At 41.0% G+C, this 15,740-nt stretch carries 10 protein-coding genes, 1 tRNA gene and 1 pseudogene; 9 read left to right on the top strand and 3 right to left on the bottom strand.

The genetic code is table 11. The annotated features are described in order from the left end of the window. The first annotated feature begins 165 nt into the window (after positions 1 to 165). The 6 genes and pseudogenes from AAEZ00_RS22410 (at position 166) to AAEZ00_RS06815 (ending at position 7,261) form a co-directional block, all read left to right on the top strand. Positions 166 to 1,277, top strand: a pseudogene (locus AAEZ00_RS22410) (IS3 family transposase). A gap of 315 nt (positions 1,278 to 1,592) precedes the next feature. Beyond that, positions 1,593 to 2,585, top strand: a complete 993-nt coding sequence (dmeF, locus tag AAEZ00_RS06835; RefSeq protein ID WP_351088468.1) for a CDF family Co(II)/Ni(II) efflux transporter DmeF — start codon at positions 1,593 to 1,595, stop codon at positions 2,583 to 2,585. A gap of 104 nt (positions 2,586 to 2,689) precedes the next feature. Continuing rightward, positions 2,690 to 2,766, top strand: a tRNA-Trp gene (locus AAEZ00_RS06830). 187 nt (positions 2,767 to 2,953) lie between these two features. Beyond that, positions 2,954 to 3,940, top strand: a complete 987-nt coding sequence (locus AAEZ00_RS06825) for an extracellular catalytic domain type 1 short-chain-length polyhydroxyalkanoate depolymerase (protein WP_351079010.1) — start codon at positions 2,954 to 2,956, stop codon at positions 3,938 to 3,940. Positions 3,941 to 4,140: 200 nt separating this feature from the next. Further along, positions 4,141 to 6,420, top strand: a complete 2,280-nt coding sequence (locus AAEZ00_RS06820) for a TonB-dependent receptor (protein ID WP_124693469.1) — start codon at positions 4,141 to 4,143, stop codon at positions 6,418 to 6,420. A 169-nt stretch (positions 6,421 to 6,589) separates the two neighbouring features. Next, entirely contained in the window at positions 6,590 to 7,261 is a 672-nt protein-coding gene (locus AAEZ00_RS06815; RefSeq protein WP_101034322.1) for a response regulator transcription factor, read from the top strand. A gap of 103 nt (positions 7,262 to 7,364) precedes the next feature. Here AAEZ00_RS06815 and AAEZ00_RS06810 read toward each other — a convergent pair whose 3' ends face one another. Beyond that, complete coding sequence (locus AAEZ00_RS06810; protein WP_351079006.1) at positions 7,365 to 10,871, bottom strand: hybrid sensor histidine kinase/response regulator; 3,507 nt, start codon at positions 10,869 to 10,871, stop codon at positions 7,365 to 7,367. 168 nt (positions 10,872 to 11,039) lie between these two features. On the opposite strand from AAEZ00_RS06810, the gene AAEZ00_RS06805 reads away from it, so the two are divergent. Further along, entirely contained in the window at positions 11,040 to 12,224 is a 1,185-nt protein-coding gene (locus tag AAEZ00_RS06805; RefSeq protein ID WP_124012384.1) for an MFS transporter, read from the top strand. Further along, the gene (locus tag AAEZ00_RS06800; protein ID WP_124012383.1) at positions 12,212 to 13,156 is read left to right on the top strand and encodes an alpha/beta hydrolase; all 945 of its coding nucleotides are present in this window, start codon (positions 12,212 to 12,214) and stop codon (positions 13,154 to 13,156) included. The genes AAEZ00_RS06805 and AAEZ00_RS06800 overlap by 13 nt, the downstream gene beginning before the upstream one ends. A gap of 150 nt (positions 13,157 to 13,306) precedes the next feature. Here the strand turns inward: AAEZ00_RS06800 and AAEZ00_RS06795 are convergent, their stop codons facing one another. After that, positions 13,307 to 14,107 (bottom strand): 3-hydroxybutyrate dehydrogenase, encoded by an 801-nt coding sequence (locus AAEZ00_RS06795; RefSeq protein ID WP_124012382.1) that lies wholly within the window; start codon positions 14,105 to 14,107, stop codon positions 13,307 to 13,309. 613 nt (positions 14,108 to 14,720) lie between these two features. On the opposite strand from AAEZ00_RS06795, the gene AAEZ00_RS06790 reads away from it, so the two are divergent. Further along, positions 14,721 to 14,849, top strand: a complete 129-nt coding sequence (locus tag AAEZ00_RS06790; protein ID WP_267898635.1) for a hypothetical protein — start codon at positions 14,721 to 14,723, stop codon at positions 14,847 to 14,849. A 241-nt stretch (positions 14,850 to 15,090) separates the two neighbouring features. On the opposite strand, the gene AAEZ00_RS06785 is transcribed toward AAEZ00_RS06790, so the two are convergent. Further along, on the bottom strand, positions 15,091 to 15,588 hold the full coding sequence (locus tag AAEZ00_RS06785) for a helix-turn-helix transcriptional regulator (protein WP_101034327.1): 498 nt from the start codon (positions 15,586 to 15,588) through the stop codon (positions 15,091 to 15,093). Positions 15,589 to 15,740 lie beyond the last annotated feature (152 nt).

Raw genomic sequence — 15,740 nt, 5'->3', positions numbered from 1 at the left:
CGCTGCTAGTATCGCTTCGCTGCTAGTATCGCTTCGCTGCTAGTATCGCTTCGCTGCTAGTATCGCTTCGCTGCTAGTATCGCTTCGCTGCTAGGGTATTGTGGCTTAATGAATCTGTACACCGATTGAGGTAAACTCCCCTTAAAACAAAACGGTGTAAAAAGTATGAAAACTCAACCAACTTACTCAACAGAATTTAAAATAGATGCTGCAAACCTCGTTATTAAACAAGGTTACACTACGAGTGAAGCTTCCAAGGCTACAGGGGCAAGTCCAACAGCGATTAGACGTTGGGTGACTCAACTTAGACAAGAATTTGAAGGTATTACCCCATCATCTCATGCCATCACTCCTGAGCAAAAACGAATTCAAGAGCTTGAAGCGCAAATTAAGAAGATTGAATGGGAGAAAGACATCCTAAAAAAGGCTACCGCTCTCTTAATGCAAGACAATATCAAACGATAGCGTTAATTGAATCGTTATCGAGAGAGCAGAACATCGTCAAACAGCTTTGCCATTTATTTGAAATACCGCGAAGCAGCTATCATTACCATCTCAAACACCGTGGGTTAGTGAAACCTGAGCGTGAAAAATTGCGCCAGCAAGCAATTGCAATCCACCGTGATAGTCGTGGCTCTGCAGGGGCAAGAACGATAGCAGGTCAGCTTAATCAACTGGGTGAAAATGTTGGCCGTTATAAGGCCGCGAGTTTAATGAGAGATGCAGGGCTAATTAGTAATCAACCCAGAAAGCATCGTTACAAGATAGCAAATGATGAATCTAAAATAGCCCCTAATTTGTTAAAGCGGCAGTTTAACGTTGAAGCAATAAATCAGGTTTGGTGTGGTGATGTGACCTATGTTTGGTCTGGAACGAAATGGCTCTATTTAGCGGTGGTAATGGATTTATACGCGAGAAAGATAGTGGGTTGGGCGTGCTCTGACAGTCCTAATACCGATTTGACTTGTGCAGCATTAAGAATGGCATTTGAAAACCGTGGGCGTCCTAGAAACCTAGTGTTTCATTCTGACCTGAGTTGTCACTACACTAGCCTTCTGTGGAAATATCAGATAACTCGATGTATGAGCCGACGAGGAAACTGCTGGGGGAACGTTTTTTAGAAGCTTTAAAATAGAATGGATGCTAAGTATGGCTTCAATAGTTTTGATGAAACGAAGCATGATGTGCTGAATGATATACAGAAGCACTACGATACAAAACGAGGTCATAGTTATAACAATTATATGGCTCCAACAGCAACCGAAATGGCAGCATAAAAACGCCTGTTTGTGTACAGTTTTAGTTGACCACATTAGTTTGTGTACAGATTTAGATGACCCTGACTACTTCCTGCTAGAGACAGTTCCTCGACAGAGCCATTTGGTCACTTTCTTACGCCTATTAAAGTACAAAATACTAGATGAAAACGATTTTATTGCTTATCTTTTTAGTAAAAGGGGGATTATCAATAACAATAACGATTACTATTGTTATTTATGCTACAGGTGTATCACTTTCTATGGTTTGGGCTTGATAATTAATAGTAAATACATAAATAATGGAGTCTTAATTTCTCCTTCATAAATGCTGATATGACTCCTCAATCTCATCCTATAAAGCAATGGCAACATCATCATCAATTTAGTCATAATAACTCTGATGGTGAGCGAAATACTCTTTATGTTCTTATATTAACGATCATTACTATGTTAGCCGAGATTATTGCCGGCTCAATTTATGGATCTATGGCACTATTGGCCGATGGTTGGCATATGGGAACACATGCCGCAGCGTTCATGATCACCTTATTCGCGTATCGATACTCCCGTAAAAATGCTGATAATCCGAAATTTGCTTTTGGTACTGGGAAGGTGAGTGTATTAGGTGGTTTTACCAGTGCAATTGCTTTAGGTATGGTTGCGTTGATAATGTTGATTGAGTCTTTAGTTAGAATAATTAATCCAGAACAAATCTATTTTAACCAAGCTATCTTTGTTGCCTTTATTGGTCTTACAGTCAATATTGTCAGTGTATTTTTATTGAAAGATCATCATACCCATGATCATGATCATCATCACGCTGAACATGAACATGAACATGAACATGAACATAAAAGTCAGCCAAAACCTCATCATGACCATAATTTAAGAGCTGCATATTTCCATGTTCTTGCAGATGCTTTAACGTCAGTATTAGCTATAGTGGCGTTAGTCTTTGGTAAGTATATGGGACTCACTTTCTTAGATCCTGTAATGGGGATTGTCGGTGCGGTGATTATTACTCGTTGGGCATGGGGATTAATGAAACAAACTAGTCCAATCTTGCTTGATGGTTCAATATCATTACATCAGAAATCGCAAATTAAGCAATTTCTTGAACATGATGGTGTTATTGTTACCGACCTTCATATCTGGAAGGTCAGTGCTGAGCATTATGCTGCCATTGTTTCGATTTTGGTTCACAATGACATCAACGCTGTGCAAATAAAGCAACAACTTGAGCGTAAGTTTTCGCAGCTTAGCCATGTCACCGTTGAAATTAACCAATGTCTAGAACCAACATGTAACAACATCATCGACTCATAAACCAGTTAGAATGGCTAACTTGCCTGAAAAAACTGCAATTGAACGGTTTATTTAAAAAAGTACTTTACCTTTGGAGGGGGTTTTAGCATAATGCCCTCGTCAACAGGGGTGTAGTTCCAATTGGTAGAACAGCGGTCTCCAAAACCGATGGTTGCGAGTTCGAGTCTTGCCACCCCTGCCAAATTTAGAAGGCCTAGCAGAAATGCTAGGCCTTTGTCGTTTCTAATATACCCGTTTTCTAAACCTCTTTTCCCATTCCACTCGTATTATCCCGACCACACCGTTTAGAGTCATTCCAATATAATCTTTCTCCTATGTGGATCTAAAGTGCCATTGCAGTTTGCAGTAAAATTCAGCAAGTTATGATTATGACAAATTTGGAAACTGCTGAAATGAGAAATAAAAAATATGGTCTAACTATGCAGCTTCTTGCCCTGTGTTGGACCTTTTGGATGCTACCTGTTCAAGCCGCTGAGATGCCCTATGTCCCGCTAACAAGTTTTGGAGATAACCCAGGAGCCCTAACAAGCTTTTATCTCCCGGTTAGTGAAAACTTGAATGTTCCGCGTACTGGTAATGCTTCTTTGATTGTCTTACTTCATGGCTGTATTCAAGATGGCGTGGAACTGGCTAATAAAAGTGGATTGACCTCTTTAGCATTGGAAAATAATTTTGCGGTTTTAGTTCCACAACAAAGTTATCAAAATAATGTGAAACGTTGTTTTAACTGGTTTGCGAGTCAAGATACACAGCTTGATAGTGGCGAAATGCTGTCAATAAAAAATATGATTCTGGCTACTCAAGAGAAATTAGGTACAAAGCACGTATATGTGATCGGACTGTCTGCTGGCGGCGCTATGGCTAGTGCGGCACTCGTCAATTATCCAGACTTATTTCAAGGCGGCGCTGTTATTGCTGGGTTGCCATATCCTTGTGCCGATAATCTTATCAAAGCGATATCTTGTATGAAAAAAGGTCCGTCACAATCGGTTGAGGAATTAGCTCAATTTGCTAAAACAATACATCCTCTGCAAACTCGCTGGCCTTCATTAAGCATTTGGACTGGAGACAGGGACAATGTCGTCAACGCTAATAATGCGCAAATGTTAGCTTTTCAGTGGCAAATATTGACTCAATCTGACACTAACCCAACTGTCACAAATGAATCTGGCTACAGTATTTCTCGGTGGGAAAATGCTCAAAATAAGGCGTTAATAGAACTTATCACCATCAAAGATTTCGGACACGGAATTGCTGTCAATCCAGATATTAAACATGGTGGAGAAGAGAGTGACTTTCTACTCAGAGCGCCAATAAGTAGCGTTACTGAGATCATTAAGCTTTGGGGAGTTTAATTAAGGTATCTTGATAACTTTATGTTTTTAATATGTATTAGCTTAATATTTTTAGAATTTATAGACCAAAACACATACTACTATAGTACCGATTCAATGCTGTTGAAAATGCTATACAGTCAATATGTGAACAGTTAGTAGTAAACCAACACGAGTAGTAAACAAAACCATTAATAATAAATATTACCACGGGGATCTGTATGAAACAGAATACTATTAAAATGAGTTGTATTGCGTTAGCCATTTCGTCGGTATTAACTGCACAGTATGCCGTTGCTGCTGATGAAGAAAATAACAGCGGCGACAAGCAAGCTGTTTTAGAGCGCATTGAAGTGACTGCTCGTAAAACGGTTGAAAGTTTACAAAATGTTCCTGTTGCAGTGACCTCTGTCAGTGAAAGAGAACTGGCAGAAAACGGCATCAGCGTAATGACTGAAATTCAGCAGTTTTCTCCCAATACCACATTACAATCTAGCCGAGGCACTAATTCTACGCTTACCGCTTTTATTCGTGGCGTAGGTCAAGAAGATCCACTTTGGGGCTATGAGCCTGGTGTCGGTATATACATTGATGATATCTATATTGCTCGTCCGCAAGGTGCAGTGCTAGACATTCTTGATGTGGAGCGTATTGAGGTGCTTCGTGGGCCACAAGGCACGTTATACGGCAAAAACACTATCGGTGGTGCAATTAAATACGTCACAAAGAAAATGACCGGTGACGGAGAATTGAGCCTTAAAGGTACTGCAGGTAGCTTTGGTCAAAAGGATGTTAAAGTCGCAGGACAATTCCCCATTGTTGATGACAAGCTCTATGTTGGTTTCGCCTTTGCCAGCTTAAATCGAGATGGTTTTGGTGAATTTAAAACCTCAGCATTAGAGGGCCAAGATACTGAAAACTATAACAAGGACGTCATAGCGGGTCGCTTAAGCGTTGAATATACGCCTACCGATGACCTGTTTATGCGCTTTACCTATGATAAAACCCAAGATGAATCAAATTCAAAAGGTGGTTATCGCCTGCTGCCTAGTTTATTAACCGATGCCCCAGTGCCTGACAGTAAATATGACTCTTATACCAGTTTACCTACCTGGAATAAGGTGGAAACAGAAGGCTGGGGAGCAACCATTGAGTATAACCTCAATGAGAATTGGAGCGTAAAGTCAGTCACAGCCAAACGTGAAGGTTATTCGCCAACAAACATCGATTTTGATAATACCAGCCTACGTATTTTTGACGTCCCCGCCATTTATGAAGATGAGCAGTTTAGCCAAGAGTTCCAAGCAAACTATGTTGGTGACAATCTCAATGTCGTCTCAGGAATTTACTATTTTGACGGTGATTCTTGTGGTGTTTTCGATGCTATTTTAGAAGAAGCCTTTAAAGCGTTTGGAGGGTTAACGCGTGAAGTGAGTGGTTGTAACAATAGTGAAAGCTATGCCGCTTATGTGCAAGGCTCATATGATTTCACTGAACAATTATCAATGACATTAGGTGGCCGTTATACCCGTGAGACTAAAGAAGCCACGGTTTATAACGGGGTGATATTCGACAGCATTTATCCTCAAACTGGTTGGTATCCAGGGTTTGTGCGCGATGAAGCGTTAATTGAATCTCAAATACCTAAAGTGCTTGATGACGAAGAAACATGGTCTAAATTCAACCCACGTGTGGGTCTGGAATATCAAGTTAACGATGACATGATGCTGTTTACCAGTTACTCACAAGGATTCAAGTCGGGCACCTTCAACCCTAGGGCAACCGGAGCTGAACCTGCTGTAGACCCTGAAACGGTCGATTCCTATGAAATTGGTATCAAGAGTGAGTGGAATGATAATCTTCGTGTTAATGCAACCGTATTTTATCTCAACCATAAAGACAGACAATTTGTGACTGTATTACCCGGTGATGATGCTTCAGACCTCAATCAGCGTTTAGGCAACATTGGTAAGTCTACAGCCAGTGGACTAGAGCTTGAAGTTGAATATGCTGCAACAGATTCACTTAATTTATTCGCAAATCTTGGCTTAATTGACGCCACGTTTGATGAAGTGATTTCTTATGATGAATTTGGTACTAAAATTGATATAAGTGATACTTACACTATTACCAACACCCCAGATACCACAGCAAACCTTGGTTTTAGTTATAGTATTGAAGCCGGCGTGGGTAGTTTTATCATTAATGGTAATTACTATTACCGCAGTGACTATGACTTAGCGGTCGTGGATAACCTATTGAGCCAAGATGGATACGGATTGCTGAATTTTGGGGTGAATTGGTATAGCAATGACGGCCATTGGAATGCCGGTCTGCATTGGAAAAACGTCACTGATGAAGAGTATTTGGTTGGTAACTACGCTTTTGTCACGCCAACCGGCAACGGAGACTTTACGCCAGGACTTGGCGGCGATAACACCTTAATTGGTTATTATGGCGATCCGGAGACGATTTCGTTAACGGTTGGCTATATGTTCTAAGCGTTAATGAGTCAATTGCCTATTAAAGAATAGCCGGCTCACTATAGAACCGGTTATTCTTTTTATAGATGATGAAGTCTGCGTGTGTTGGACGATCAATAAATAATAATCAATAATCAATAATCAATAAATAATAAACAACACCAGCGCAATTTTTTAGGAGCCGACGATGTCTCAGATAAAAGTGGCAATTGCAGATGATCACCCGCTATTTCGTGCCGCTTTAACCCAAGCTGTACTTAAAAATTTCAATGATGCTGAAGTGTTAGAGGCTGAAAATTTTCCAGAGTTAATCTCCATCGTGGAGCAACATTCAGATATAGAGATTATCTTTATTGATTTGCATATGCCTGGAAACGATGGTTTTACAGGATTAACCTTATTACAAAATCACTTCCCAGATATTGTCGTTATTATGGTGTCTTCTGACGATCAACCCGAAATTATTCGCAAGGCGATCAATTTTGGCGCCAGTGCATTTATTCCTAAATCTGCTAATTTAACCCAAATATCGACCGCCATTGAAACCGTGCTTGAAGGGGGGATTTGGTTACCCGAACACACTAATATCAGCGCCGATCAACATACAGCCGCTGAGCATCAACGTCTGGCAAAACAATTAGCTCAGTTGACCCCCCAGCAATACACAGTGCTAGCCAATATTGCAAATGGCCGCTTAAATAAGCAAATTGCCTACGACTTAAACATTAAAGAAACCACCGTTAAAAAGCATGTTTCAGCTATTTTGCTAAAGCTTGAAGTGTACAATCGCACTCAGGCAGGGCTGGTGTTTCAACAATTAATGATCACTTCAACTGAAAATCGGCAGATAAATGCTTAATATTCTGATTTAGATTGAAAACCGTTAAATAAAATGCCGCAACGTGAGGCCTTTTTGTCTAAGCGATGTCTACAACAAGCAGCGTCTAAAAATGTACTCGTTATTATGGTGTCAGTTGTTTAATGATCCGTTTCAAGGCAATTGCCTTGAGCGGTTTACGTACAAAACTAAATTGAGCACTGCTCGTATGTTGTCGAACCGTTTCTGAGGGATCTGCGGAGCAAATAACACATGTGGTTTGCTTATTGGTCATTTCACTGTGGTTCGCCAATAAATATTGTACTAAATCGACACCATTTTTATCATCTTCTAAATGGTAGTCTGCAATGATTAATCTTGGTTGTGGATTATCCGCCAGTTGCTGTATTGCGCTAGATTGATCTTTGGCTGTAATCACATGACATCCCCAACCACTCAATAATGACGAGATTGCCTTTAGCATGAGATCATCATTGTCGATAACGAGCACAATAATATTAAAGCTGTCGCTATTGATCTCATCTTCGACGGGGATGTTTAGTAAATTAACAGACTTTTTTTGTTGTGAGACACGGGGTATTTCAACACTGAAGCAAGTTCCTTTACCGACTTCAGAATGCAGTGATATTTTAATATCCAATAAGTTTGCTATACGATCGCATATCGCCAAGCCCAGACCTAAACCTGGAATTTCACGTGTGAGTTCTAAGCGTTCAAACTCGCAAAAAATTGCCTGTCGTTTATCAACAGGAATTCCAGGTCCATTGTCCCAAACTTGTATTAACAAAGCGTTCTCAAGTCGCCTGACACCTAATAAAACCTTAGGGACAAAATCGGCGTTCTCAATGGCCTCTTTTGCCTTATTGCCTGACTTAGTATCTTGAAGCGCTGGTTGGTGCTTGGTGTTACCTGAAGGGGAATAATGAAACGCATTAGACAAAAAGTTTTGAATAATTCGGCGTAATAGCCTTTGATCGCTGTGGACGAAACAGGAAGAGACCTGGTAATTAAAATCAATGCCTTGTTGAACCGATAACGCCTTAAATTCATTGACCAATGTTGAGAGTATATCATCAATTGCAAATTGACTTTTTTCGGTTTTTAACGAGTTACTGTCTAAGCGAGATATTTCAACAAGGTCTGATAGCAAACTTTCTACTACGTTTAATGAGTCTTCGATATGAGTGGCTAAATCCTGAAGTTCGGTTGATTTGACTCTTTGCTTCAGCATCTCAGTAAATAATGTTAACGCATTAAAGGGTTGCATTAAATCATGACTTGCAGCGGCCAAAAATCGTGTTTTACTGCTATTGGCCGCTTCTGCTTCTGCTTTTGCTTTTTCAAGTTCTTTGGTGCGGCTTTCTACCCGTTTTTCGAGTGTATCATTAGCAAGTTGTAAGGCTTTTTCTGCTTCAATATGGGCAGTAATATCAGAAAACGTACTGACAAACCCACCGCCGGGCATTGCTTGGCCGCGAATTTCTAGCACTTTTCCGTCAAGCATGATGCGTTGAAAATGATGTGGACTGCCACTGCGCATATGATCTAAGCGCTTTTCAACTAGCTCGTGGGCAGCGTCGCCGACAATGATCCCCCTGTCGATGTTAAATCTAATCAGTTGCTCAATGTGTAGTCCCGCTTTTACAAAATCTTTTGGGTAATCGAGCAGTTCAATATAGCGCTGATTCCAAGCGACTAAACGCATATCGGCGTCTACAACGCTAATGCCTTGCTCAATATTTTCAACGCCCGATTGCAGCAGTTCGCGGTTAAATTCAAAGATTTGGCTCGCTTCATCGACAATGCTAACCACATCTTCTAGTGGCACGTATTGGCTGCGAGAAGCAGCGCTCATCACCATTCTAGTCGATGCAGAACCGAGTACGCCTGATAGTTTTAGGCGAGTGTAATCAACAAGTTGTTGCTGCTGATCTTTACCGCTGAGCTTTTTGGATTCTGCTAGCAGGGTATCGGCTTCATCTTTATTAATAAAACGATTTAATAAACTGGCTAAATCATCTATAGATAAGTGACGTTCTGACTGAACTTGTTTTCTGTTAACAAATAAATCGGCTTGTAAAACCTCGCCAACGCTTTGCTCTTTAAACAGTGAAATGACCACAAAGCAGCCGATGTTAGCCGCTAAACTGTAAAATACACCGTGGCTGATATTGTCCAAATGGGTTAATCCAAACAATGCAGTTGGCGTTAACCAAGTTATATCAAATAAACCAAAGTTAACCCATAGTGCATCAGGAAATGTAACGGGCAAAAGTAGGGTATAAAGCCAGACAATACTTCCCATCATTAAACCAATGAATGCCCCTTGGGTTGTTGCATTTCGCCAATATAAGGCGCCTACAGCGGCTGGCGCAAATTGAGATAACAGCACAAATGATAGTAAGCCAATACTGGCTAAATGATTTTGCTGATTGATAAAACGTTCAAATGCAAAGGCCGATAGTAAGATTACGGCGATAGATATACGGCGTAAATTTAATAAGATTCCTGATAATTGCGGGGTTTGTTGAGAGTTAAATTTTGGTAGACGTAACAGTAATGGGGTTAAAATTTCTGTCGAAATCATGGTGCTAAGCACAATAGCTGCCACAATAACCATTGCAGTGGCTGCAGCCAGTCCACCGATGTAAACCAATATTCCCAACCAAGCTTGCTGATAAAATAGCGGTAACGTCAGTACATAAGTATCTGCACCCACGCTGCCACCGGGGAAGCTAAGTTGTCCGGCTAATGCGATAGGTAATACAAAAATATTGATCAGTAATAGATATAACGGCACCATCCAGCGAGCCGATTTAAGTTCGTTGTCATGATTATTTTCAATCATCATCATGTGAAACTCTTGCGGCAACGCATAGATAGTAATCGCGCCCAAAATAACCTGTGATACCACAAGATAAGTGGAGTCTGATTGGGTGGTTTCTTTGATGTTTTGACTTTGAGTTAGCAAGTCGCCAAAACCATCGAAAACATAAAACGTGGCAAATATGCCCACGGCGGTAAGGGCAAATAATTTCACGATAGAACTAAACGCGATGGCAAGTACTAAGCCTTGATTGTGCTTACTGGCGGAGAGTTGGCGTGTGCCGAATAAGATACTAAAGATAATTAATACAATAGTGACCACAAATGCCGTGCTAATCCCAGACTGAAACGTGCCAGTAAGTAGATCGAAACTGGTACTGATAGCTCTTAACTGCAATGCAATATAAGGAATGGTCCCAAGCAGTGACACAATGGCGACGCTGGCGGCAATTTTAGGCGAGCGGTCAAAGCGACAGGCAATAAAGTCGGCAATAGAGGTGAGGTTCTGGCTTTTGATTATTTGTAACGTCCGCATTAGCATTGGCCAAGCAAGTACTAAACAAATGATCGAACCTATGTAAATGGGAGCAAGCCATGCCCCTGTTGTGGCAGCTTGCCCGACAGTGCCATAAAATGCCCACGAAGTGCAGCATACACCTAAGGATAAGCTATAGACCCATGGCTTTTGGCTTAACTTTTTTATAGCGCGACTTTGCCCCCACTGTGCGACCACAAATAGCATCGCAAGATAAGCAATCGAAATTGAACTGATCAACCAAGTATCAATAGATAACCAAGCCTGCAAGATATTCCCCAATGATTTTTATTTTATATCCTTGCGAAACTACACTAGACATCCTGTTTGATAAAGATTTTTAATATCGCGGTGCACTAAGGTAGTACTTATTTATCCATACCCATCAGATAACATGATTAAACTACATTAGTGTCATTTAAGGTACACATTACGCCTATGAAAATAACCCATAGATATTTGGTAGAAGGCCTGGTTTTTACGAGTTATGTTCTCTTTGCCATGGCATGGGTAGGAGGCACTGCCAGCATGAACAGCATCATGGCATCGATGCAAATTGATAGCTTAGCTTCAGCAAGCTTTATCAGTGGTGCTGTCACTCTGGCTAAGATAGTGGGCACATTTGGCGCCGCTTATGTGGCGGTGAAGTGCGGGATAAAGTATGCATTTTTACTCGCGGCGCTATTAATTGTTATCGGAATAGTGACACCTTTTGCGACTAATTATGAATTACTTCTGGCCAGCCGTTTTCTAATGGGCTTAGGTGGGGCCTTCATGATTGTGTACTTCAACCCAATAGTGATGCTGTGGTTTTCGCCTGAAGATCGCCCGGTTATTAATGGTCTCAATGCGGTGGCATTTAACGTAGGTACTGCAATTATTTTATGGGGAATGACCAGTATTAACTCTCTCACTGGCAGTTGGCAAAACAGCTTGGTGTTGTTTTCTGCCGCTAGCTTGGTACTTGCAATGCTGTGGCTACTGGTTAAGTTTGAAACGCCATCGCCCGCTAACCATGTATCTGGTTCAGAGCCGGCAATATATGGTTATCTAGAAGGGTTAAAAGATAAATTTAATTGGGCTTATGCTTTTACCTATTCAGGACTGCTTTCTTTTTACATTTGTTTATTTACTTTCTATCCTCAAGCGGGAATAAGTCAAAGCAAATGGGTGATTGGTTTTGGTATTGTCGGCACTATTGCAGGAATGTTTTATAGTCGCAAAAACCCGTTACGCTTGCCTATTCTTCGCTGGAGTGGGTTGATTATTGTTATCACCGTTTTCGGTTTATCTTTTAGTCCCGAGTCTTGGTTGCAAACGTTATGTGCAATAGTGTTGGGCTTTTTTATCTTTTTCCCGGTGACTGCATTAGTGTCCATTCCTCACGAGCTCCCTAAGATGACAGGCCAAAAAATTACTGTGGTTTTTAGCCTATTTTGGTCAATCAGTTATCTTGTTTCTACTATCGTGTTGTGGGTATTTGGTAAGCTTGTTGATTTAAGCGATGGTAGCTATTTTAGCTCATTTGTGATGATCACCTTACTCAGTGGCACTGTGTTTGTAGGCAGTTATTTTCTACCAGAAACCGGAAAACCAAAGGAGTTAATATTATGCGAGGAATAGTATCCCCCAAACTCACTGATTTTCTAGCCTTAGCGAACAGTAATATCGCCTTGGCTAAGCAAAATAATGTGCAATTTACGCCGACAATATTACGTGAAAACTTAAACAAACTTGGCGCGTTAATGAGTGACTCGCCATCGGTGAGCTATATTGCCGACGAAGCGCTTACGTTAACCGATCGTACCATTCCGGTTAGAGTTTATAGTCCTGCACCAGAGCTGCCTTTGCCTGTGTTAGTGCATTTTCATGGTGGTGGCCATATGTGTGGCAGTGTGGCGCTGTACGATCCTATTTGCCGTCACCTTGCCAGTATTGCGCAGTGCGTGGTGATATCTGTCGAGTATCGACTTGCACCTGAATATCCTTATCCTGCTGGGGTTGAAGATTGTGAATATGCATTAATACATTACGCGCAGTTACTCAATGATGTTAACCATCAAGACTCAGTCACCATTATTGGTGACAGTGCGGGTGGTGCTATTTGCACCAGTTTAAGCATGAAAAGCTTAACCGATAAACGGATTCATATAGACCAACAAATTCTGATTTACCCCAGTGTCGATTACACATTAACTAGCCCATCACTTGATAGTAATGGCTGTGGATTTTTACTCGAGACTAGCCGCATCAAATGGTATTTTGAGCAGTATTTCAAGCAGTCCGATCAACGCTCTGATCAAATCAAACAGGCTTCACCTTTACTTGGCACCATTAACGCTAACTTACCTAAGACACTCATTTTTACTGCAGGTTGTGATCCGCTCAGAGATGAGGGCATAGCCTATGCGAAGGCTCTGAGCGCGGCAGGTGTGGATGTTGAGCATTATTCGTTTGACGGCATGATCCATGCCTATATGTTACTGCACGATTTGGTTAAACAAGAGTGCATGACAACCTATCAGCGCATCGCTGAGTTTATGGCCAAGGCCTAACTCATATTTTAAGCAACACTATCATCTTGGCTAGTACATCGATTGGCAAGGTCTGTGTCTCGGCAAATAAAACAACCCGTATTCGCACACAGCGAATACGGGTTGAATTTTTTGCTAAATACTAACGTTTAAACATAAGGTTAGCTAAGCTTATTGTGCCGTCCAAGCGCCGTCCATCGGAAGTGCTGAACCTGTAATGCCTCTTGCTGCATTGCCACAAAGGAATAACACGAACTCACCTATTTCTCTGGGGATTAACATTTCTGGTAATGGCTGCTTGGAGGTCACCAGCTGGTATTTTGCATCTTCATAACTCAAGCTTTTATCCGTTGCGATGGTGTCAATTTGCTTACTGATAAGCGGCGTATCAACCCATCCAGGACAAATTGCGTTAACGGTAATACCTTGCTCTGCACATTCAATCGCGACCACTTTTGTTAATCCAATAATCCCATGCTTTGCTGCGCAATAGGCCACTTTATTCGCTGAGGCGACTAAACCATGGACTGAGGCAATATTGATGATCCGTCCCCACTTTTTTTTAGCCATTAAAGGCACGACTTTTTGAATGGTATGAAAAGCGGAGGATAAGTTAATCGCGATGATGTCATTCCATTTTTCTATCGGAAAATTAGTGACATCTTGTGTATGTTGAATTCCAGCATTGTTGACCAAAATATCGATACTCCCTAAGGCATTAACCGCATTATTGATAAACTCATGTATGCAGTTAGCATCTCTTAAGTCCGCATTGCTAAAAAAAGTGTTTATTTGGTACTGAGCTGCAAATTCAGAGGCTAAAGAGAGTCCATCATCTTGGTCCATCAGCCCATGTAACACGATATGACAACCCTGCTCTGCAAGCACGTGGGCAGTCGCCAGACCAATACCGCTAGTTGAGCCAGTAATAAGCGCCACTTTCCCTTTTAGTCCTGTTTGTAACGTCGACATAGTATCCGTTCCTCAATTCTATAGCGGCAATGACAGCATATGTGATCACCCACAGTTAATGTTTCATAGCGAAATTGTATTCACTACAATCCGGTTTAGTACTCTCAGGTTTAGTACTTTCAGGTTTAGTACTTTCAGATTTAGTACCTCAGAGTAAAGCAATTACAGGACTATTTATTTGGCACCTTAGTACCATAGGAACGGTTACATTTTTCGGTAATTGTTATTAACCTCAGATCGGGATAATAAAAGGGTCATCAAACAGTCTTTTATCCCGCTAACTGTGTTGCATTAACTTGCAATAGGCTTGTTATTGACACGCCAATGCGCCTTGCTAGTAAAACAAATAACAAGTTTGATATGGAATAGGTCAACTATTTTGATTTTGGCTTACTTATCCGACCGCTTAACCAACCTTGTGGTTAATTAGTACGATTTGCTGGTTAATCTTCAAAATAGAGCGCTTTATGTGTGGATTTAATAAGGTCGTTGACAGCTACGCCGCAGCATTAGCAGTACGTTAAGTTGGTATAACCATCATTACGGGGGGTCTTGGATTATGTGGTATTCCTGAAAATATTATCAAAGAGTTCAAACCATCGGCACTGAAAATATGACCTTAGTGTCCAATAATGACCGCACAACCGATTATGGATTGGGGCTATTACGTCTTGATAAACAGAGAAAGAAAATCATTGCTTACTATGTCGGTGAGAATGTGGGTGAAAATGCCAATTTTTAAGCTCAAATGATGGGGGGGAGAATTTGACGTTTAATTAACACCTACAGACTGGTAAGGCCTAGGAATACTAGACACATTCGTTGAAAAATGACAGTCTCTGGGAATCCCGCTTTCTCTTTCTCTTTCTCAGTAAAAACTGATCTATCGCTATGTCTACGTTATCCGTTGAGCCAATAATAAAATGTAGCAGTGAGCACACAGGTAGACGTTACGTCTTACACCGAGTCCAGATCTTAAGTCTTTAGTCTTGAATAAAATCTTCCATAAACCAAGCACTGAAAGTGTGGCGGCCATCGACTTCAGCTTTACTATAAATCGTTGAGGCTTGTTGACGAACCGTTTTTTCTTTTGTTAGTCGCACTTCGGCAATCTCTTTAAAACTGAGCCCTTTTAACAATAAAAGGGCAACCTGCTGCTCACTTTTTGTAAAACCCCAAGTATCAAATTGAATGGCAATCGTTTGACTATATTCTTGTCTGGCTGCGCGCATTTTGCTCGACATGTTATTGATCTGTTTGTCAGCGTTTGCGAGTTTGAACCCCAGCGCTTTTACTTGGCGAGAACTGCGTATGAGGTCGTAACCTAAATAGATACTCCCCACTATGGTAAGCAATACCAAAATACTCTCTTGCGCTATATGCCAAGCAGGGATCTCGAGCTGCAAGTCAGCGATGATGTCAAACAGCTTAAACAGCGTTATCAGCAGTAATAATACAATAATGGCTACATCTTTTTTCATGGCAGAGATCCTGAAACGAATAAGTAATACAAATTAACTAAAAATGATGCTTATTAATTTAATTCAATAAAATCAGTTATCTAATTTATGGTACATATGTACTATACCCATCATTATGATACATATTCCCCATGTATTCTAGGGGGGTAACC

Origin of the sequence: Shewanella sp. S1-49-MNA-CIBAN-0167 (assembly GCF_040310145.1) — a bacterium.
Taxonomy (GTDB): domain Bacteria; phylum Pseudomonadota; class Gammaproteobacteria; order Enterobacterales; family Shewanellaceae; genus Shewanella; species Shewanella psychromarinicola.
The sequence above is the reverse complement of the archived record's forward strand: the minus strand, read 5'-3'. Positions and strand labels throughout refer to the sequence as shown.